The 20,133-nt window shown below is 35.5% G+C and carries 19 protein-coding genes; 17 read left to right on the forward strand and 2 right to left on the reverse strand.

The window, feature by feature from the left end:
- Window positions 1-24 precede the first annotated feature (24 nt).
- The 10 genes from ACYIAQ_RS04440 to citX all read left to right on the forward strand — a co-directional run bounded on the left by ACYIAQ_RS04440 (window position 25) and on the right by citX (window position 10,170).
- Entirely contained in the window at window positions 25-1,422 is a 1,398-nt protein-coding gene (locus ACYIAQ_RS04440; RefSeq protein WP_483562657.1) for a flavocytochrome c, read from the forward strand.
- A gap of 336 nt (window positions 1,423-1,758) precedes the next feature.
- On the forward strand, window positions 1,759-2,688 hold the full coding sequence (locus ACYIAQ_RS04445; protein WP_483562658.1) for an L-lactate dehydrogenase: 930 nt from the start codon (window positions 1,759-1,761) through the stop codon (window positions 2,686-2,688).
- A 21-nt stretch (window positions 2,689-2,709) separates the two neighbouring features.
- Complete coding sequence (locus ACYIAQ_RS04450; protein ID WP_483562659.1) at window positions 2,710-3,408, forward strand: RraA family protein; 699 nt, start codon at window positions 2,710-2,712, stop codon at window positions 3,406-3,408.
- Window positions 3,409-3,423: 15 nt separating this feature from the next.
- Window positions 3,424-4,890: a DASS family sodium-coupled anion symporter gene (locus tag ACYIAQ_RS04455; RefSeq protein ID WP_483562660.1), complete on the forward strand. Its 1,467-nt coding sequence runs from the start codon at window positions 3,424-3,426 to the stop codon at window positions 4,888-4,890.
- Window positions 4,890-5,690 (forward strand): alpha/beta fold hydrolase, encoded by an 801-nt coding sequence (locus ACYIAQ_RS04460; protein WP_122023202.1) that lies wholly within the window; start codon window positions 4,890-4,892, stop codon window positions 5,688-5,690. Before ACYIAQ_RS04455 ends, ACYIAQ_RS04460 begins: the two co-directional genes overlap by 1 nt.
- Before the next feature lie 12 nt (window positions 5,691-5,702).
- On the forward strand, window positions 5,703-6,758 hold the full coding sequence (gene citC / locus ACYIAQ_RS04465) for a [citrate (pro-3S)-lyase] ligase (RefSeq protein ID WP_122018275.1): 1,056 nt from the start codon (window positions 5,703-5,705) through the stop codon (window positions 6,756-6,758).
- On the forward strand, window positions 6,748-7,041 hold the full coding sequence (citD, locus tag ACYIAQ_RS04470) for a citrate lyase acyl carrier protein (RefSeq protein ID WP_122018274.1): 294 nt from the start codon (window positions 6,748-6,750) through the stop codon (window positions 7,039-7,041). Before citC ends, citD begins: the two co-directional genes overlap by 11 nt.
- Before the next feature lie 5 nt (window positions 7,042-7,046).
- Window positions 7,047-7,961 carry a citrate (pro-3S)-lyase subunit beta gene (gene citE / locus ACYIAQ_RS04475; protein WP_483562661.1) on the forward strand — a complete coding sequence of 305 codons (915 nt, stop codon included), beginning with the start codon at window positions 7,047-7,049 and terminating at the stop codon, window positions 7,959-7,961.
- Window positions 7,951-9,489, forward strand: a complete 1,539-nt coding sequence (citF, locus tag ACYIAQ_RS04480) for a citrate lyase subunit alpha (protein WP_483562662.1) — start codon at window positions 7,951-7,953, stop codon at window positions 9,487-9,489. The genes citE and citF overlap by 11 nt, the downstream gene beginning before the upstream one ends.
- A gap of 138 nt (window positions 9,490-9,627) precedes the next feature.
- A complete protein-coding gene (gene citX / locus ACYIAQ_RS04485) occupies window positions 9,628-10,170 on the forward strand; it encodes a citrate lyase holo-[acyl-carrier protein] synthase (RefSeq protein WP_483562663.1) in 543 nt (180 codons plus the stop codon).
- Here the strand turns inward: citX and ACYIAQ_RS04490 are convergent.
- Window positions 10,167-11,111: a sugar-binding transcriptional regulator gene (locus tag ACYIAQ_RS04490; RefSeq protein ID WP_483562664.1), complete on the reverse strand. Its 945-nt coding sequence runs from the start codon at window positions 11,109-11,111 to the stop codon at window positions 10,167-10,169. The genes citX and ACYIAQ_RS04490 overlap by 4 nt on opposite strands.
- Window positions 11,112-11,197: 86 nt before the next feature.
- Window positions 11,198-11,698, reverse strand: a complete 501-nt coding sequence (gene ybaK, locus ACYIAQ_RS04495; protein ID WP_483562665.1) for a Cys-tRNA(Pro) deacylase — start codon at window positions 11,696-11,698, stop codon at window positions 11,198-11,200.
- A gap of 62 nt (window positions 11,699-11,760) precedes the next feature.
- Here ybaK and prmA point away from each other — a divergent pair, with 62 nt between their 5' ends.
- The 7 genes from prmA to ACYIAQ_RS04530 all read left to right on the forward strand — a co-directional run bounded on the left by prmA (window position 11,761) and on the right by ACYIAQ_RS04530 (window position 19,814).
- A complete protein-coding gene (gene prmA, locus ACYIAQ_RS04500) occupies window positions 11,761-12,705 on the forward strand; it encodes a 50S ribosomal protein L11 methyltransferase (RefSeq protein ID WP_483562666.1) in 945 nt (314 codons plus the stop codon).
- A 41-nt stretch (window positions 12,706-12,746) separates the two neighbouring features.
- Window positions 12,747-13,100: a hypothetical protein gene (locus ACYIAQ_RS04505; protein ID WP_483562667.1), complete on the forward strand. Its 354-nt coding sequence runs from the start codon at window positions 12,747-12,749 to the stop codon at window positions 13,098-13,100.
- Window positions 13,101-13,114: 14 nt separating this feature from the next.
- Window positions 13,115-15,355 carry a RelA/SpoT family protein gene (locus tag ACYIAQ_RS04510; RefSeq protein WP_483562668.1) on the forward strand — a complete coding sequence of 747 codons (2,241 nt, stop codon included), beginning with the start codon at window positions 13,115-13,117 and terminating at the stop codon, window positions 15,353-15,355.
- Complete coding sequence (gene dtd, locus ACYIAQ_RS04515) at window positions 15,355-15,792, forward strand: D-aminoacyl-tRNA deacylase (RefSeq protein ID WP_483562669.1); 438 nt, start codon at window positions 15,355-15,357, stop codon at window positions 15,790-15,792. The genes ACYIAQ_RS04510 and dtd overlap by 1 nt, the downstream gene beginning before the upstream one ends.
- A 274-nt stretch (window positions 15,793-16,066) precedes the next feature.
- Window positions 16,067-17,353 (forward strand): histidine--tRNA ligase, encoded by a 1,287-nt coding sequence (gene hisS / locus ACYIAQ_RS04520; protein WP_483562670.1) that lies wholly within the window; start codon window positions 16,067-16,069, stop codon window positions 17,351-17,353.
- A gap of 4 nt (window positions 17,354-17,357) precedes the next feature.
- Window positions 17,358-19,205: an aspartate--tRNA ligase gene (gene aspS, locus ACYIAQ_RS04525; protein WP_483562671.1), complete on the forward strand. Its 1,848-nt coding sequence runs from the start codon at window positions 17,358-17,360 to the stop codon at window positions 19,203-19,205.
- Window positions 19,206-19,313: 108 nt separating this feature from the next.
- Window positions 19,314-19,814, forward strand: coding sequence for an NUDIX hydrolase (locus tag ACYIAQ_RS04530; protein WP_483562672.1), 501 nt, complete (start codon window positions 19,314-19,316; stop codon window positions 19,812-19,814).
- Window positions 19,815-20,133 lie beyond the last annotated feature (319 nt).

Here is a 20,133-nt window from a genome sequence, read left to right on the forward strand (position 1 = left end):
GAAACACAGAGGAGAATTATTTAAATGGCAAAATTTGTCTTTACCCCAAATAAAAGTTCTGAAATCGCAAGTCATTACGATGCAATTATCGTAGGTGCCGGCGGAGCAGGTTTAACCGCTGCAATTCAGGCTCATGAACTAGGCTTGAATGTAGCTGTATTTGAAAAAAACGCATCCTTAGGTGGTAACACAACTCGCGCATCTTCTGGAATGAATGCCTCTGAAAGTTTAGTTCAATTAAATGAGGGAATCATTGATAATAAAGAAGATTTTTATCAAGAAACTCTCAAAGGTGGAGGACTGCTGAATGATCGTGAATTATTACGATACTTTGTCGATCATTCAGCTGCTGCAATTGACTGGTTGCTCAACCATGGAATCGAATTAACTAACTTAACCATTACTGGTGGGATGAGTAAAAAGCGTGCTCACCGTCCGGCATCAATGGCTCCTGTTGGTAACTATCTGATAACTGGGGCGTTAAAGCAAATACAGCAAAAAGGTATCCCTGTCTTTAATAACACTAAGGTAATCAAACTCTTGCAAGATGAGAATAAGAATGTTATTGGTGTTCAACTTGAAACTGAAGGGGGAATAAAGACTGTTAATGCTAAAGCTGTTTTACTTGCATCAGGCGGATTTGGTTCTTCCAAGGAATTGATCAAGAAATATCGTCCTGACTTAGTTGACTACAAGACAACTAATCAACCAGGTGCAACTGGGGATGGACTAAAATTAGCAGATCAAATTGATGCTCAATTAGAACAAATGGACTTTATTCAAGTTCACCCAACTGCTCAAACGGATACTGATCACGTTTATTTGATTGGCGAAGGTTTGCGTGGTGAGGGTGCTATCTTAGTTAATAAATCTGGTAAAAGATTTGTTAATGAAATGAACACTCGTAAAATTGTTTCCAATGCTATTACAAATTTGAATGAAGAAGGTGCTTACCTTATTTTTGATCAAAGTATTCGTGATAATTTTACAGCCGTTGAATTTTATGATCACATTGGCTTGGTTAAACATGGTGATAATTTAGCAGATCTTGCGCAAGCAATTGATGTTAATAGTTCTAATCTAGAAGAAACCATTAAAACTTGGAATGAAGCCGTAAATACCAAGAATGATGGTGAGTTTGGCAGAACTACTGGAATGGATCGTTCGATTGAAAAGGGATCATTCTTTGCAATTCATATTAATCCAGCAATTCACTACACAATGGGTGGTATTCACATTAATTCTAAGACCGAGGTTTTGGATACTAATGGTAATGTTATCAATGGGTTATATGCTGCTGGTGAGGTTTCTGGTGGACTTCATGGTAACAACCGAATTGGTGGTAATTCAGTTGCTGAAACGGTTGTCTTTGGTCGTCAAGCAGGGATGCAGATGACAAAGTTTATTCGCAACGAAAAATAATTATTAATAATTTGAAAGCTGAAAGGGTACTTAGATCCATAAAGGGTTTTAGTACCCTTTTGTATGATAAGAGTGATTATTAAAGTGGCAATCGAGGATAGCATACTGAATATAAATTCTTAAATTAATAATTTAAGATTCAAGACTATTTCTAATAAAACAATTTACTAATCACTTGATAATAGGAAAGTTTATAATGGCTATTATTGATTAATTCTTGCTTTTGAAAATTTCAAAAATAAGAATATTTATTTTAAATATTGCAAATTATAACAATCACTTCTATAATTAATTTTGTAAAGGATTACATTTTTTGTAAATGAAAGGAAATAATTTATGACTAGAAAAGTATTACTTGTAGGTGATGGGGCAGTTGGTTCTACCTTTGCTAATGACCTGTTGCAACATACTAAAGTTGATGAATTAATCATTACAGATGTTGTAAAGAAACGTCCAGTTGGTGATTCAATGGATCTAGAAGACATTACACCATTTGCTGGTGATTGTGATATTCATCCAGGTGAATACTCCGATGCTAAGGATGCTGATGTGGTTGTAATTACAGCAGGTGTTCCACGCAAACCAGGCGAAACAAGATTAGATCTTGTTAATAAAAATGTTTCAATTTTAAAGAGTATTATTCAACCAGTAGTTAAATCTGGATTTGATGGTGTTTTTGTTGTTTCTGCTAATCCAGTCGATATTTTAACAACGTTAACCCAAAAATTATCTGGTTTTCCTAAACAAAAAGTTATTGGTACAGGGACGTCACTTGATTCGGCTCGTTTACAAGTTGAATTAGCTAAGAAAATGAACGTATCACTATCAGAAGTTAATTCGATGGTTCTTGGCGAACATGGCGATACTTCATTTGAAAACTTCGATGAGTCAACAATTTCAGGCAAATCACTAAAAGATTGTAATGGAATTGATGATGATGAATTAGCTAGAATTGAAAGCGATATTCGTCAAAAAGGTGGCCAAATCATTGAAAATAAAGGTGCAACTTTCTATGGAATTGCTATGATGTTGGTACAAATTGTTGGTGCAATTTTGGATAATCGTTCAATTGTTTTACCACTTTCAGCACCAATTAATGGGGAATATGGTATTAAGCATGATTTATACTTGGGAACTCCAACTGCAATTAATGGTTCAGGAATTAGTCATGTTATTGAAGCTAATTTATCAGATGCAGAAATGAAGAAAATGGTTAATTCAGCTGATAAAATGCAGGAAGTTTTAGCAGATATTAATTTAAATTAATCAAAAAAGAAGGCCTAGTTAATGCAAGTTGGTAAAAGAATATTTTTAAAGAGAAATCTTCCAGATCCAGATTTGATTGAGGCATATCGAACACTACCTACTTCAAATGTGGCAGATTGTATGAATAGAAGAGGAGCAATGGCACCAAGAATTAACTTGATGTCCAAGCCGAAACAACAAATGTGTGGACCGGCTTTCACCGTACATAATCGTCCTGGTGATAATCTAACTATTTATGCTGCTCTTAAATATTGCCATGAAGGCGATGTCATTGTGATTGACAATGAGGGTGATAACACCCGTGCAGTTATCGGTGAAGTAATGATGACATGGTTACGTGACCAAAGGCATGTTGCTGGAGTTGTAGTTGATGGTCCTATCCGTGATATTGATAGTTTACAAAATTGGGAATTACCGATATACGCTGTAAGCACAACACCTAATGGACCATATAAGGAAGGCCCTGGAGAGATAAATGTTCTGGTATCTTGTGGTAATGTTAGTGTTAATCCAGGCGATTTAATCCTAGGTGATGCTGATGGTGTAGTCAAGGTTGCTAGACAAAGAGCAGCCGAGCTATTACCTGTTGTTCAACAGTTTCATAAAGAAGATGATGCCAAAGCAGCTAGCTTTCATGATGGAACAGGCAATTTGAATTGGCTTGATGAAGAATTAAAGAAAAAGAATTATAGGATTATTGACGATATTTATCGCCCATAATTAATGAGGGTAATTATGGAGAAATTAGAAAAAGTAAATTACAAAGGCTTTATTTTACCATTAATAATTGGTATTGCCTTATGGTGCTTTACTCCTATGCGACCAGCTGGATTGTCTGCACAAGCATGGGAAATGTTTGCTGTGTTTGTAGCAACTATTGTTGGTTGTATCACAAAGCCATTACCAATTGGGGGTACAACTTTAATTGGATTAATTGTTACAGTTTTAGTTGGTTTAGCACCAATAAAGGATGAAGTTAATCCTAAAACAGGTGTTGTTAATGCAGGAATTTTAAGTGCCTTTAGTAATTCGGCTGCATGGCTAATTGCGATGGCGTTTATCATGGCTTATGGTATTAGTAAGACTGGCTTAGGTAATCGAATTGCTTACTGGATGATTCGTAAATTTGGAAAACGTTCAATTGGAATTAGCTATGCGATTACTGCCTTGGAACTAATCTTGGGAGCATTAATCCCATCTAACAGTGCTAGAACTGGGGGCGTTGTTTGGCCAGTCACTGAATCAATTTCAAAAGATTATGATTCACTACCTAATGACCCATCACGAAAAAAAATTGGTGCATATTTGAGCTTTATTGCGTTTCATGCAAATATTTTATCAACGGCATTGTTTATTACTGGTGCTGCTCCTAATATGGTGGCATCCCAAATGGCTGCCCAAAAAGGTTATAACATGACTTGGATAGGTTGGTTTACAGCAGCAATTGTACCTGTTTTAGTTGCTACAATCGTTATCCCAATCGTCATTTACAAAATTTTTCCACCAGAAATTAAGGAAACTCCTAATGCAGAAAAATGGGCAGATGATCGGCTTAAAAAGATGGGTCCTGTTACTAAGCCCGAAAAAATCATGTCTGTAGTATTCTTATTAGCAATTGTTTTATGGGTTTTATCCGGAATTTTTGATATTCCACAGTTAGATTCAACCTTTATTGCATTTTTGGCAGTTGGTCTTTTGTTATTAACTGGTGTGTTAACAATGAATGATGCTTTAAAGCAGACAGGCGCATGGAATATTCTAATTTGGCTTTCAATTTTAGTTTATATGGCAAGTAAGCTAATTTCATTTGGCTTTATTGATTGGTTCTCAAAGACAATTCAAGGTGGATTGCACGGAGTTAGTTGGGGAATTGTGTTAGCAATTTTAGTTATTCTAATGTTCTATACTCACTACTTCTTTGCAAGTGGTACTGCTCACATGACTGCTTTGTACTTACCATTTTTATCTGTTGCGGTAGCGACAGGTGCTCCAATCGGATTGGCAGCTATGTTACTTGCTTTTACTGGTGCTTTCAATGCATCAACTACTCATTATGCTAATGGTCCAGCTTCAATTCTTGCAACAACTGGATATATTAAACAGGGTGAATGGTGGAAATATAACTTTATTCTTGGTCTCATTTATCTGTTAATCTTCGGAGTGATTGGGACACTTTGGATGAAAGTTATCGGTGTTTGGTAATGTTACATGAAGCTAATCTGATAACCAATGATGGAATCAGGTTACATTATTATGATAGTCAAGAAAATAAACAACCTATTTTAGCTATTCCTGGAATTGGTGGTTATGCTCAAATGTGGTTTAAAGCATTTGAACTTTTCCGAAAGCAATATCGATTCATTATTCTTGATCCACGTAATCAAGGATTATCAGCACGGACTTATCGAGGGCAACGAATTAGTCGCCATGCGGCAGATCTTGCTGAACTCATTAACAGGTTAAACTTAACCAATATTATTGGAATTGGGAATTCAATGGGAGCTGCTAATTTATGGGCATACCTTTCACTGTACGGAGATAGTCATTTGGCGTGCTTAATCGATCTCGATCAGCCACCTAAAATGATCAATGATGACAGTTGGAATTATGGCTTTAAAGGCTTATCTTGGAATAATTTTCCTAATTATTTAAAGGCTGATTTTGGTAGCGGTATATATGCTCATATTGACGATGATATGTTTGCGCTAGCTAAGAAAGCTGCACACGATTTTCCATATCGAGCAGAAGATAATTTTCAATGTAGAATTGATCATGCTGAACAAGATTGGCGCGATGTGTTGCTTGATTTAAAGAAACCAATGCTGGTTTTAGCAGGTGAAAATTCACCGTTCTTTGATTATCATTTTGCAGGTGCACTGGAAAAAATGAACTCTCATATTAAAACTAGTGTAGTTACAAATTGTGGTCACTTGATTCAAGCAGAGCAGCCTGAAATCATGTATAACGAAATATGTAATTTCCTATCTTGCTCTAATGTATAGAAAGAATAAGTAATGGATAAAATCATTGACTTATATTTAAATAACTTGCAGACACGTGAAAAGTGGCAAAGCTTTTTAAAGAAACACGGCTTAAGTAATTTTAGTCCACGAGAAATTGATGTTATCGATCATACATTCGGATTAGTTAATGACGATGGTAAGCTCGTAGGAACTGGTAGCGTTGCCGATAATGTTCTCAAATATGTTGCTGTTTCAAAGGATGAAGCAGTTTCAGGTGCAAGATTTAATCAGATTGTAACAGCTTTACAACAGTATTTATTTGCTCAAAAAATTTTTCATAGTTTTGTTTTTACAAAAACACAGTATTCTCAAAGTTTTTCTCATCTTGGATTTACGGAACTAGCTCATAATGATGTTGCCGCATTTTTAGAAAGTGGCACACCAGATATTAATGATTTTGTGAAGGCAATTCCGCGAATCGAAAAGCAGAATGAAAAGAAAATAGCGGCAATAGTAATGAATGCTAATCCCTTTACAATGGGTCACAGGCAACTTGTGCAATTGGCGAGTCAAGAAAATGATTTAGTTTATTTATTTGTAGTTTCAACTGATGCTTCATTATTTTCATCTAATGAACGAATGAACTTAGTTAAATCTGGAACTGCAGATTTAAAGAATGTAATCGTCTTAAGTGGAAGCGATTATCTGGTATCGAAATCAACTTTTCCTGCTTACTTTTTAAAGTCACCAGATGATTTGATTGCTACTCAAACAGAAATTGATGCACTTGTTTTTAAAAATAAAATTGCTCCTAATTTAGCAATTAGTCGGCGATATTTAGGAACAGAACCATTTTCTAATACTACTAATGTTTATAATCAAAGCTTGATTCGAATCCTTAGACCAAATATTGAAGTTAAAATTGTTGATCGCTTTACAGTTAATGAGAAAGTCATAACAGCTACACAAGTACGTCAACTGATTAAGCAAAATAAAATCAACGATATTGAAGCCTATGTTCCAACTACAACAATGCAATTTATTTATGAACATTATCGTGAATTACAAGATAGGATTAAGAAAGGAATGAAAATAGATGGAAATTAAGACGATTGGTGTTGCAGGCACCTTGGAATCGTCAGATATCCAAATTATGATTACTCAAGGAAATAATGGAATTGAAATAGATTTGGAATCTGAAGTTATTAAGGCTTACGGCGAACAAATTAAGAAAGTCATTATCGATACTCTAACTAAGTACGGTATTGAAAATGCAAAGGTTAAGGCTACTGATAAAGGTGCCCTTGACTGTGTAATTGCTGCTAGAACTTTAGCTGCTGCACAAAGAGCCACAGAAACCTCAAATCATCCAGAATTGGAGGTATTATAGTAAAAATGACTTATGTTAAAAATCGTTTGCGTCGAACAATGATGTTTGTTCCTGGTAATAACCCAGCTATGGTTAAAGATGCTGGAATATACGGTGCTGATTCGATCATGCTTGACCTAGAAGACGCGGTTTCTTTAACAGAAAAAGATGCTGCCAGAATGCTTGTTTATAATGCCATCAAAACCGTTGATTTTGGTGGTGCTGAAATTGTCGTTCGGATCAATGGTCAAGATACACCATTTTATGATGAAGATGTTAAAGCAATGGTTCGCGCTGGTGTTGATGTGATTCGTTTACCTAAAACTGAATCAGCTGCAATGATTCAAAAACTTGTAAAAGATATGGAAGCAGCTGAAGAAGAATATGGTGTTGAAAAAGGCTCAATTGGTGTTATGGCCGCGATTGAAAGTGCAAAGGGAGTTTTAAATTCCCCAGAAATTGCCACAGCAAGTCCACTGATGATGGGACTTGCCGTATCGGGTGAAGACTATACAGCTGATATGCATACTCATCGTTATCCTGATGGGCGTGAGCTAGAGTTTGCACGTAATATGGTTTTACAATCTGCTCGTGCTGCTGGTGTTTATGCTTTCGATACTGTTTTTTCAAATATGAATGATACAGAAGGTTTCTTCCGTGAAACTAACTATATTTATGAATTAGGCTATGATGGGAAATCGTTAGTTAATCCACGACAGGTAGAAATGGTTAATCAAGTCTTTAATCCAACTAAAGATGAAATTGAAAATGCTCAGGCAGTTCAAAATGCGATTCGTGAAGCCAAAGCTAAGGGTTCTGGTGTTATATCAATGAATGGTAAGATGGTTGACAAGCCAGTAGTTGAAAAAGCCAATCGCGTAATTGAAACAGCCAAAGCATCTAATTTGATCGATGAGGAGGGTAATTACATTGGAGAATAAAGTTAAGCGTGAATTACCAGAAAACTTAATGTCTGAAATGGGATTAAAACCATTTGAATCAGTTGAAATCGGTAATCCTGATATAAATCGGGTTGCACCTAAGGTTCATGTAACCACTGGTGAAAATAAGGTTGTTAATTCACTTGAAGAAGTAATTAAAAAGACTCTTAAAAATGGTATGACTATTTCTTTCCACCACCACTTTAGAAATGGTGATTTTGCCTTCAATAAGGTCATGGATCTAATAATTAAATTAGGATATCAAGATTTGACACTGGCACCATCATCTCTAACCGGTGTAATGAATGACAAAGTTATTGAAGCAATCAAAAAGGGTGTAATTACAAATATTACTTCATCAGGAATGCGTGGTAGTTTAGGCGACTTCGTTTCTCATGGTGGCTTGAAAAATCCTGTAATCTTTCGCTCACACGGTAATCGGGCACGGTCTATTGAAGAGGGTGAAATCAAAATTGATGTTGCCTTTTTGGGTGTGCCAAACTCTGACCCTGCAGGAAATGCTAATGGCCAAGAAGGAGACGCAGTCTTCGGATCACTTGGCTATGCTTTAATTGATGCGCAATATGCTGATAAAGTTGTCCTGCTTACTGATAATGTTGTTGATTATCCTAATACACCAGCTTCAATCAAGCAAACCCAAGTCGACTATGTTGTTAAGGTAGACCAAATTGGTGATCCTGATAAAATTGGATCCGGTGCTACTCGGTTCACGAAAGATCCTAAAGAATTAAAGATTGCCCAAATGGTTAATCAAGTTATTGTTAATTCACCATATTATAAAGAAGGATTCTCATTCCAAACTGGTTCTGGTGGAGCAGCATTAGCTGTAACTCGTTATTTGCGCCAATCAATGCTAGATGACGGAATTACCGCATCTTTTGCATTAGGTGGAATTACTAAACCAACTACAGATTTACTTGATGAGGGTCTAGTTAAGAAGATTATGGATGTTCAGGACTTTGACAAGGGTGCTGCATCGTCAATGGCTAAGAATAAGAATCAACAAGAAATTGATGCTTCATGGTATGCTGATCCTCATAATAAAGGGGCAGTGGTTAATAATTTAGATGTTGCAATTTTGTCAGCATTGCAAATTGATACTGATTTTAATGTTAACGTGATGACTGGCTCTGACGGCGTAATTCGCGGTGCAATTGGTGGTCACCAAGATGCTGCTTCTGCCAAAATGACAATTATCACAGCTCCATTAGTTCGTGGACGCAATGCAACGGTAGTTCCAGCAGTTGAAACTGTTGTTACTCCAGGAAAGTCAATTGATGTTTTAGTAACTGAACGTGGCATAGCAATTAACCCGAATCGTCCTGACTTACTTGAAGCCTTTAGTAAAGTTCCTGATCTCAAGATTGTTGATATCAAAGACTTACAAAAGATGGCAGAACAACAAGTTGGTGTTCCTAAGGCTCTTGAATATACTGATCGGACAGTTGCTTTAATTCAATATCGTGATGGTTCAATTATTGATACCATTAAAGAAGTTAAAGATTAATAATAATATTTATTACAAACCCCAAAATTGTTAAATTTTGGGGTTTTTGTATAGCTGAATTAAGTTACAATAAAATAAGTTTTTAGAAAATATAATTGCTAATTCCAAAATAATTAGGATTAGAATTGAGGTTAGTTAATGATTAAATCAATTTTTGGTGAAGGAGAAAAGCAGGGAATTACTGAGGTATTGGGACAAAAAGATAGGAGGGTTCAATTACAAAACAAAATTTTCGAGCAATATCCACAAGGTATATTGCTTGATGTGAAATTAAATGTTCCGGGACCGATTAAAAACAATCGCTATTTAAAGCAAATATTTAAGCATGGTTGTAATCAATTGGAACAAGAATTATTAGAAAATGGGCTAAAATATTCAGTAATGGTCACATGGGACGAACCTGCAGGAATGGAAAACTTTTATTTATTATTTGAGAATAGTCAACTTGTAAAAAAGGTTGCAGTTAAGTTTGAGGACAAGACTGAGTTAAATCGTTTATTTGATGCTGATGTTTTAGTCAAAAATAAAAAGCAGGCTTTATCGAGATCTGAACTTAATCAGACCAGTCGTCGCTGCTTTTTATGTAATCGACTTGCAAAAGATTGTGCTCGTTCGCGGCGTCATTCAATTGACGAACTCCAAAATTATCTTACTCATCTTTATAATAAATATTTTAATTAAAGAGTTTGATTTTTTAGCAAAACTCTTTTAGCGATGCCACTTGTGGTTATTAGATGAGTAATAATGCCACTGCGCAAAGCACCTAATAAAGCGTCTTCTTTGAAACGGTTTTTAACGATGACAAAGCGGTCAGGTACGTTCATAATATCAGCCAATTTGATACCACAGATATGGTTTTCAATAGGCTGGTAAAAGTTGCCTTTGATATCATATGGTCTTCCGAAAATTATCCCTGCAATTTGTCTTCTATCTAGATGAGCAAACAATTTGTCTGCATAGTGCTCCATAAAAAATTGTCCGGATTCAAGCGATTGAGCGGTCCCAATACTTGCAAAAATCAAATCAAGGCGTGGAAAGTATTGTTCAACAAATTTATAATATGGTTCTTCCTTAATATCTGTAATTAGTTGTGGGTTTAACGAATATAAAGGTGCGGAGAAGTCAACACACTGCGCATTAAATTTATTAGCGGCAACTTGTGTTAGCTGGCGCTTACGTTTACTGGTGTTGACAGGTTGCCCAACCAATTGCAGAAAAGTTAAATTTTCACGATTTTCTTCAGCAAAATTATTAATAATATCACGAAGTAGTGTTCCCCATGTTAAACCAATAACACTAGCGGACTTAACATAATTTTGAATTTGTTTAGCAGCATAGTTAACAATCATTTCGTTATCTTGATTTTTAGTTTCTAAATCTTCTAAAATATCAACTTCCTTGAGATTAAACAGCCGTTGTAATTCTCGCTCTAAATTTTGTGATCTTTTTGGACTTTGGTAAATACTAATTTTAACTATTCCCTTATCTTGAGCATCTTCAATTGCTTTTGTAATGAGATAACGTGATAGATTATATTTTTTAGAAATATCAGCAATGTTAAGATGACTCAAAAAATAATCATGTGCAATATTGGCAAGTTGCTCATTTGTTAATAATGTCATTTTGTGTTCCTTAATTCTTTTGTTACTTAAATTCTATTCAACTTTTAAAATATTATAATATATAAAGCTAGAATAAGGTGATCTATTTACTCCAACAGATCACAAAAAATACCATGTGTTATTTTCTGTAAATCGCTTGGCTTTAAAAAGACACTCCGCCCAACTTTACCACTGGAAACAGCAATTTCTTCTTCAGCTTTCATTTTTTCATCAAGATAAATTGGAAAGTGATGTTTAAAATAAATGCCAATTGGGGTATTTGCTCCATGAACATATCCGGTTGTTTTTTCTAAATTTTTTAGTGGAAGCAGCTCACATTTTTTGTTACCCGAATTTTTGGCAAGCTTTTTCATATTTAAGTGTTCAGTTACGGGGATGACACCAACAACTATCCCCGTTTTATTTCCATAACAGACCAGAGTTTTGTAGACCAAATGTTCATTCTCGTTTAAAATAGAGGTATCCATCTGTGCCACACCACCAGAATCTTCGTGCGTGGCAAATTCAGCTTGCCGGTAAGAAATTTTATTTTGGTCAAGTATTTTTTCTACAAGTGTTTTTTCAATTTGATGTTTTTTCTTTGCCATAATAATCACCTTCTATAATGATAGCATTGATAAATAAGAAATAAAAAGGGAGTTTTATAATAATGAAAGTGTTGATCATCAAGATAGAAACAAGTCATGAGGTCGAAGATGCCCTCAATATTTTTAGCCAAGATGTCTTACACTGCTTGGGCACACAAGTACGTAAGCGTTCTGATTTTGAACAAGCTGGTTGGCTTAAAGATTCAACAGTAGTTGAGCTTAATGAAATTGAAAACTTACCTCAAGACATGCAATTCTTTGCTTATTATGATGAACATGCTGACCGTAAACAATTACTTAATGCTTATCAGCAAAAATTAATTGAGCTTCAAGGTTATGGCCTGGAAATTGGTCAAGCTCAAGTTGCCGCATCGTATATAGAAGATAAGGATTGGAATTTAGTTTGGCAAAAATTCTATCATGTTATCAATTTTTCACGACATTTAGCAATTGTCCCAGAATGGGAAAATTATGAACCTCAATTTGCCGATCAGCAATTGATTAAGCTTGATCCGGGTTTGGCTTTTGGTACAGGTGGACATATTACTACTAGACTATCACTAATGGGACTTGAACGAACATTAGTTGCTCCTAAATCAGTTGTTGATGTTGGAACTGGGTCAGGAATTTTAGCCATTGCTGCGTCTTTATTAGGTGCCAAATCTGTTTTAGCGACAGACATTTCTAGTCAAGCTATTACAGCAGCTAAAGAAAACGTTGCTTTAAATCAATTGCCAAATATTAAAATTAAACAAGCAAGCCTGTTAAAAGATATCGTAGGCAAATTTGATATCATTGTCGCTAATATTCTGGCAGAGATTTTGCTAGAGTTAATTCCACAATTAGATAGTCATTTAAATTTGGGCGGTCAAATTGTTTTTTCAGGTATTGATTATCAGCAATTGGATAAGATTAAAGAGGCACTGGATAAATTTGGGTTTCAAATTACACTAACCATGAAACAGAAGCGTTGGGTTGGATTAGTTATTGAACGAAAAGACAACTAAAGAGTATAATATGAAACTAAATTGAATAAGGACTTAAAAAATTGATTAATAAACTAAAACAAATACCATTTATAAGAAAGTTGAATCAGTATCGCTCAATGCCTATTGTCTGGTGGACAATTTTCGTTAACATATTACCACTTGTTTTTGGCTTATTACGAATTTCAACTGTGTGGCGAATTGGAATTTTGTTTATTATTTTTAATAGTATTGTCAGCTATCATGTTGGCAATTTGATTAAAGTAATTAATTTAAAGCGCTATTGGCTACTATTTTTACCAGTGTGCTTTTGTCTGATTGTTTTAATCAAATATGCAAATTACAATTTACTATTTGGAATAGTTTATTTAATTTTTGAAATTTTCGGATTGATGGATCAACAAATATATAACTAAGAGGAGCGTTTTAAATGTCAAAATATAAAGAAATGACGCATGATGAGGTAATCGAAGCTTGCAAAAAATATATGAACGATGAACAATTGGCTTTTGTCGAAAAAGCATATAAATTTGCGTTTAAAGCTCATCATGATCAAAAGCGTGCTTCTGGACAGCCTTATATTGTACATCCAACACAGGTAGCTGGAACTCTAGCTACCTTAAGTCTTGATCCTGATACGATTGCTGCTGGTTTTTTACATGATACAGTTGAAGATACACCAGTGACTAATGAGGATATCAAAAATAATTTTGGAAAAGATGTTGCTTTTATTGTTGATGGTGTTACTAAGCTAAATAAATACGAATATAAATCACACCAAGAATTTTTGGCCGAAAATCACCGAAAAATGCTAATTGCTATGGCTAAAGATCTGAGAGTAATTATGGTTAAGTTAGCTGATCGCTTGCATAATATGCATACATTAGAGCATTTGCGACCAGATAAGCAACGCCGAATTGCTTCTGAAACAATGGACATTTATGCTCCTTTAGCCGATCGCTTGGGTATTGGAACAATCAAGTGGGAACTTGAAGACATGAGTTTTCACTATCTAAACCCCAAGGCATACTATCAGATTGTTAATTTGATGGATGCTAAACGCAGTGAACGTGAAGGATATATCAATGACGCAATAAATACTTTAAAAGCAAGTTTAGAAAGTCTAGGAATTAAATATGAAATTCATGGGCGACCAAAACATATTTACTCTATTTATAAAAAAATGGTAGATAAACATAAGGATTTCAATGAAATTTATGACTTGCTCGCTGTGAGGGTAATTGTTCCAACTGTTAAAGATTGTTATGCTGTCTTAGGTGCAGTTCATACTAAGTGGAAACCGATGCCTGGTCGCTTTAAGGATTATATTGCTGTTCCAAAAGTAAATGGGTATCAATCTTTACATACAACCATCATTGGTCCAGGAGGACGTCCATTAGAAATTCAAATCCGCACTAAGCAAATGCATGAGGTTGCCGAATACGGTGTTGCTGCTCATTGGGCATATAAACAAGGAAATTTCAGTGGAGTAACACCTACTAGTTCTAATGAAAAACTAGATATGGTACGTGAAATTCTTGAATTAAAAGATGAAACCCAAGATGCAGACGAATTTATGAAAAGCGTCAAAAGTGAGATTTTTTCTGACAGAGTATATGCTTTTACGCCTAAAGGTGAAGTCTATGAGCTACCTAAGGGTTCGGTTACACTGGATTTTGCTTATGAAATTCATACACAGGTTGGCAGTCATGCAGTAGGTGCTAAAGTTAACGGAAAGTTAGTGCCACTGGATTATAAACTTAAAAATGGTGATGTTATCGAGATTATGACCCAATCCAATGCTTCGCCATCACGTGATTGGATTGATATGGTCAAAACTTCACGTGCGCGTAATAAAATCAGACGTTATTATCGAAATCTTGATCGTGATCATAGTATCGAGCAAGGTGAACAAATGATTATTAGTCAACTGCGTGAACAAGATTTGACGCCTAAAGAGTTTATGGATAAAGATCACCTTGATAAGATTATTGAGCAATTGAATTATCATACAACTGATGAAATGTATGCAGCAGTGGGCTTTGGTGATTTATCTGCCGTAAGTATTGTTAATCGTCTAACTGCTGATATGCGACACGAGGATGAGAAGAAAAAGCAGAAACAGCTTGAAGAAGAAATCTTAAATTCGGGACAAAAATCGACAGTTAATACTAAAAGCGTTAAAAATGACTCATCTACGATGAAAGTCAAACATAAAGATGGTGTCATGATTCAAGGAATTAGTGATCTTATGCAGCATTTAGCTAAGTGTTGCAATCCGGTTCCAGGTGATGAGATTGTTGGTTACGTGACTAAGGGTCGAGGAGTTACAATTCACCGTAAAGATTGTCGCAATATAGTTAATAGTGACTCTAATCAAGGAAGATTAATTGAAGTTGAATGGGAAAATGTTGGTGAGAGTAGCACTCAAACATTCAATGCGGAAATTGAAATATTTGGCTATAACCGTAGTCAATTGTTAAGCGATGTGCTCAATAAGTTAAATTCGGTTACTTCAAATATTAATAATCTTTCTGGGAAAGTTAATGAAGAAAACATTGCCCATATTTATGCCACGGTAGCTGTTAACAATTCAGGACAACTAGAGGGAATTTTAGCCAAACTAAGAGACATTCCAGACGTATATCAAACAAGGAGAGCAGATAATTAATGCGAATTGTAATTCAAAGAGTAAATCGAGCAAATGTAAAAATTGCTGGACAAACTGTGGGACAGATTGAGCGTGGGCTGTTATTATTAGTCGGACTTAAAAACGGTGATGATATAGAAGTTACAAAAAAGGCTGCAACTAAAATTGCAAAAATGCGAATTTTTGAAGATGAAAATGGCAAAACAAATTTAGCAATAAAAGATGTAGGCGGACAGATTTTAAGTGTTAGTCAATTTACTTTGCTTGCTGATACCAAAAAGGGAAACCGTCCAAGCTTTATTCAAGCAATGCGGCCGCCAGAATCTGATAAGCTCTGGCAAGAATTTAATAAAGAACTAGAAAAACAAGGTTTACATGTTGAAACCGGAGAATTTGGTGCAGATATGAAAGTTGATTTAGAAAATGATGGTCCTTTTACCATTGTTTTGGATTTATAAAAGCAATTACTTAACTAAGATATTGACTTTTTGCCCTTAAAACTATAAGCTAAAACAAGAATTATCAATGACAAAGATTGAAGATCAGTATTTTTATTTTAGAGACCGTTTATGAAGCTGCAAGAACGGATAAAAAACTGACTGTGACCCCTTTACCAGATAATATTCGTTTCGCGAGCGTTATTCGCAGCAGGTAAAAGGTGGTACCGTGCCAATCTAGAGCGCCCTTGATTTTATTCAAGAGCGCTTTTTATTTTTAAAAAAGGATGATTAAATGAAAGTTCAAAGACCCAAAGGAACAGTTGATATTTTGCCAGAACAATCTGGCTCATGGGAAAAGGTTGAACAAATTTTACGTGATTTTTTCAAGCAAGCCAATTATCGGGAAATTCGTACACCTAGCTTTGAAAACTATGAAGTTTTTTCACGTTCAAGTGGAGAAACTTCAGATGTAGTTGAAAAGGAAATGTATGACTTTAACGATAAGGGGGGGCGCCACATTGCTTTGCGTCCTGAAGGAACCGCCGGCGTCGTCCGAGCATATGTTGAAGATAAGTTATATGCACCAGAAATGGTTAAGCCATTTAATGTTTATTATATTGAATCGACTTTTCGTTATGAACGGCCGCAGGCTGGGCGCCAAAGAGAATTTCATCAGATTGGAATTGAAAGCTTTGGCTCTAATAATGCATTAGCTGATGTTGAAACAATTGTTTTGGCACATGATTTATTAGCAAAATTAGGCGTTAAAAATTACGAGTTGCACATAAATACTTTGGGTAATGCACAAGTGCGTCAAGACTATCATGATGCCTTGGTTAATTACTTCCAGCCACTTAAGGACCAACTTTCTGATGATTCTAAACGTCGTCTTGAAAAAAACCCGTTACGAATTTTGGATTCAAAAGATGAGCAAGATAAAAAATTTCTTCCGGATGCACCGAAAATAATTGATTATTTGGACACGGATGCCAAAAATAATTTTGATCAAATAACCGAAATACTCGATCAGCTTCAGATTAACTACGTAATTGATAATGATTTAGTTCGAGGGCTTGATTACTATTCTGGGATAATTTTTGAATTTATGGTTGAAGATAAGAGCTTATGGGAATCAGCAACAACGATTTTAGGCGGGGGACGATACGATAACCTAGTTGAAGAGTTTGATGGTCCGCATACACCAGCTGTCGGCTTTGGAATTGGTGAAGAACGGCTAATGCTTGTTTTACAAAAGCAAAATCCGACTCTCTTTGCTGATCAAGGAATTGATTTCTTCATTACTAATATTGGTGAAAGAACTGACATTAAAGCCGTCGAGATTGCGCGTACCTTACGCAAGCAAGGCTACAAGGTTCAATACGATGTAGACCAGAAAAAACTGAAGGCACAGTTTAAAAAAGCCGACCGCTCAAATGCAAAATATGTGATTACTCTGGGTGCAAAAGAACTTGCTAATGGTGTATTGAATATTAAACGTTTAGCTGATGGTAAGACACTCGATTTAGAATTATCCGCTGTTGATAACATGAATTCAGTTATTGAAAAATTGAAGGATTAAGAAAATGGAAAAAAGAACAAACTATTGTGGTAATATCACTGCTGACTATCTTGGACAAAGTGTTAATTTGTATGGATGGGTTCAACGCATCCGGAATTTAGGGAACCTTATTTTTATTGATTTGCGTGATCGCGCAGGGATAGTTCAAGTTGTTATTAACCACAGTTCAGGCGAAGAACTAATGGCTATTGCAGCGCAATTAGGTAATGAATATGTTATTCAAGTTAAAGGAAAAGTTGTTAAACGAGCAAGCGTCAATCCAGATATGAAAACTGGTGAAATTGAAGTTGATGCGAGCGCAATTAATATCTTAAATAAATCCCAAAATCCACCATTTGAAATCAAGGATAGTGCCGAAATTGGTGAACAAACAAGGTTAAAGTACCGTTACCTTGACTTGCGCCGTCCAAGTTTGCAAAAGGCAATTATTTTGCGTTCCAAAATTTTGCGCGCTACTCATGAATACTTCGATGAAAATGGATTTATTGATATTGAAACGCCAATTTTGGGAAAATCTTCACCTGAAGGTGCTCGCGATTATCTTGTTCCTTCTAGAATTTATCCGGGAAGTTTCTACGCATTGCCGCAATCGCCCCAACTTTTCAAACAATTATTAATGGGAGCCGGATTTGATAAATATTATCAGTTAGCAAGATGTTTCCGAGATGAAGATTTACGTGGAGATCGGCAACCCGAATTCACGCAAATTGATATGGAAACTTCATTTACAGATGAAGAACAAGTGCAAGAATATACCGAAGGCTTGTTAAAGAAAATTATGAAAGACGTCATGGGTATCAACCTAAAAACCCCAATTGATCGGATTTCTTGGACAGATTCAATGAATAAGTATGGAACCGATAAGCCAGATGTTCGATATGGTATGTGTATTCATGATTTGAATTCAATTTTTAAAGACAGTGACTTTCAAGTCTTTTCTAAAGCAATTGCGGCTGGCGGCTTTGTCAAAGGCATTGCGGTTAAAAATGGTGCTCAATCATATTCACGTAAGCAAATTGAGAAGAAGCAAGATTATATTAAACGTTATCACGCAAAAGGCCTTGCATGGGTAAAATTTGAAGATGGTGAATTTAGTGGGCCGGTGGCACGCTTTTTAACTGAAGAGAATCAAGCCGCTTTATCTAAAGAATTTAATCTTGAAGGTGGCGAATTATTAGTCTTTGTGGCTGATAAATGGAAAGTTTGCTGTGATTCCTTAGATCACTTGCGGCGTGAATTTGCAAAAGAAACGAATATTATTCCTAAACACGTGTTTAATTTCATTTGGGTCGTTGATTGGCCTTTATTTGAATATGATGAAGGTTTTGGCAGATGGATTGCTGCACATCACCCATTCACAATGCCTGATGATGAGGGAATTAAACTGCTTGATACGGATCCTCACAAGGCTCATGCACGCAGTTACGATATTGTAATGAATGGTGATGAATTGGGCGGTGGTTCAATTCGAATTCATCAACGCTCAATTCAGGAAAAAATGCTTAAGGCTCTTGGTTTCACTAAGAAGCGCGCTTATGAACAATTTGGCTATCTTCTTGATGCTTTGGATATGGGATTTCCGCCACATGCTGGGCTAGCAATTGGGCTTGATCGTTTTGCTATGCTATTAGCAGAAAAAGATAATATTCGTGATGTCTTGGCTTTTCCTAAGAATGCAAGTGCCTCAGAGCCAATGATGCACGCACCAGCCCCAGTTGCTGAGCAGCAATTAGCTGATTTGGGGATTGAAGTTGAAGCACAGTATCACAAAAGTGTAGCTAAAATTGAAACAACTCTTAAGCAACAAGCAGAAGAAACTGCTGCTAAAAACACTTCTTGGGATGAAAATTAATAGATAAATTTAAAGAAAAATAAGCCGCAAAACTGACTGCTTGATGTAATCTTCTAGTTTTGTGGCTTATTTTTATAATGTGTTTAATAAAAGATTGGAAACAAAACAATGCTTAAAAAATATCATTACGCCTTTGGCTGTTATGGAATAATTGGAAATCAGTCCGAACTTGTTGTCATTAAAAAGCATGGTGGCCCATACACTAATCGTTATGATTTACCGGGTGGTAGTTTAGAGGATGGTGAAAGCCTTAACCACGCAGTTTTACGTGAAGTAAAAGAGGAAACGGGGCTTGATGCTTTAACATATAACCAGATAGGGGTTACTTCCTTTAAATATCCTTGGAATTATCAACAGTGGCAATATAATCAGCATATCTGTGTTTTTTATGAAATAAAGAAGGTAACTGGTAAAATTGCTAGACAGGTAGAGCAGTTTGCTGGTCAAGATTCACTTGGAGCCATTTTAGTACCTCTAGCTTGTTTAGATATTAATAATTCGTCTCCATTGGTCCTGAAAGCTAAAGAGTTTTTGCTTAATCCTTTAACTTTTAATCTAGATGACCAAATATTTAAAAGTTGGAAAGTATTAGATAAACCAGCTTTCTAACCAAAAAGCAATCCCAGAATTAATAATGTTCCTTATGTAGCAAATAAAATAATGTCATAAAGCAAATCTAATCTCATGGTAGATAGAGTTATAAAGATAGATAAACCAGCTTGAAAGATATGTATAAAAGATACTGTTAGTATTGCTTATAATAATAAGTATTATCTAATATATAAAGCGTTAGTGATTATTTATATAAGATTATTTTTGGTGGACATATTTTTTGAAATATGCTATTTTTATATAGAGGAAGGTGAAAATATTTTATGAGTAAAAAAGCAAATTTCTATTCTGGCAAGGCCTTAGTAGCTAGTGTAGC

The organism is Lactobacillus sp. X-49 (genome assembly GCF_057063645.1).

Coding starts and splice junctions, on each gene's coding strand:
- citE (WP_483562661.1), top strand. CDS start 7,047: ATGACTTATGTTAAAAATCGTTTGCGTCGAACAATGATGTTTGTTCCT.
- citX (WP_483562663.1), top strand. CDS start 9,628: ATGATTAAATCAATTTTTGGTGAAGGAGAAAAGCAGGGAATTACTGAG.
- ybaK (WP_483562665.1), bottom strand. CDS start 11,698: ATGGCAAAGAAAAAACATCAAATTGAAAAAACACTTGTAGAAAAAATA.
- citC (WP_122018275.1), top strand. CDS start 5,703: ATGGATAAAATCATTGACTTATATTTAAATAACTTGCAGACACGTGAA.
- ACYIAQ_RS04455 (WP_483562660.1), top strand. CDS start 3,424: ATGGAGAAATTAGAAAAAGTAAATTACAAAGGCTTTATTTTACCATTA.
- ACYIAQ_RS04490 (WP_483562664.1), bottom strand. CDS start 11,111: ATGACATTATTAACAAATGAGCAACTTGCCAATATTGCACATGATTAT.
- ACYIAQ_RS04510 (WP_483562668.1), top strand. CDS start 13,115: ATGTCAAAATATAAAGAAATGACGCATGATGAGGTAATCGAAGCTTGC.
- dtd (WP_483562669.1), top strand. CDS start 15,355: ATGCGAATTGTAATTCAAAGAGTAAATCGAGCAAATGTAAAAATTGCT.
- citD (WP_122018274.1), top strand. CDS start 6,748: ATGGAAATTAAGACGATTGGTGTTGCAGGCACCTTGGAATCGTCAGAT.
- ACYIAQ_RS04450 (WP_483562659.1), top strand. CDS start 2,710: ATGCAAGTTGGTAAAAGAATATTTTTAAAGAGAAATCTTCCAGATCCA.
- hisS (WP_483562670.1), top strand. CDS start 16,067: ATGAAAGTTCAAAGACCCAAAGGAACAGTTGATATTTTGCCAGAACAA.
- ACYIAQ_RS04445 (WP_483562658.1), top strand. CDS start 1,759: ATGACTAGAAAAGTATTACTTGTAGGTGATGGGGCAGTTGGTTCTACC.
- aspS (WP_483562671.1), top strand. CDS start 17,358: ATGGAAAAAAGAACAAACTATTGTGGTAATATCACTGCTGACTATCTT.
- ACYIAQ_RS04460 (WP_122023202.1), top strand. CDS start 4,890: ATGTTACATGAAGCTAATCTGATAACCAATGATGGAATCAGGTTACAT.
- prmA (WP_483562666.1), top strand. CDS start 11,761: ATGAAAGTGTTGATCATCAAGATAGAAACAAGTCATGAGGTCGAAGAT.
- ACYIAQ_RS04440 (WP_483562657.1), top strand. CDS start 25: ATGGCAAAATTTGTCTTTACCCCAAATAAAAGTTCTGAAATCGCAAGT.
- ACYIAQ_RS04530 (WP_483562672.1), top strand. CDS start 19,314: ATGCTTAAAAAATATCATTACGCCTTTGGCTGTTATGGAATAATTGGA.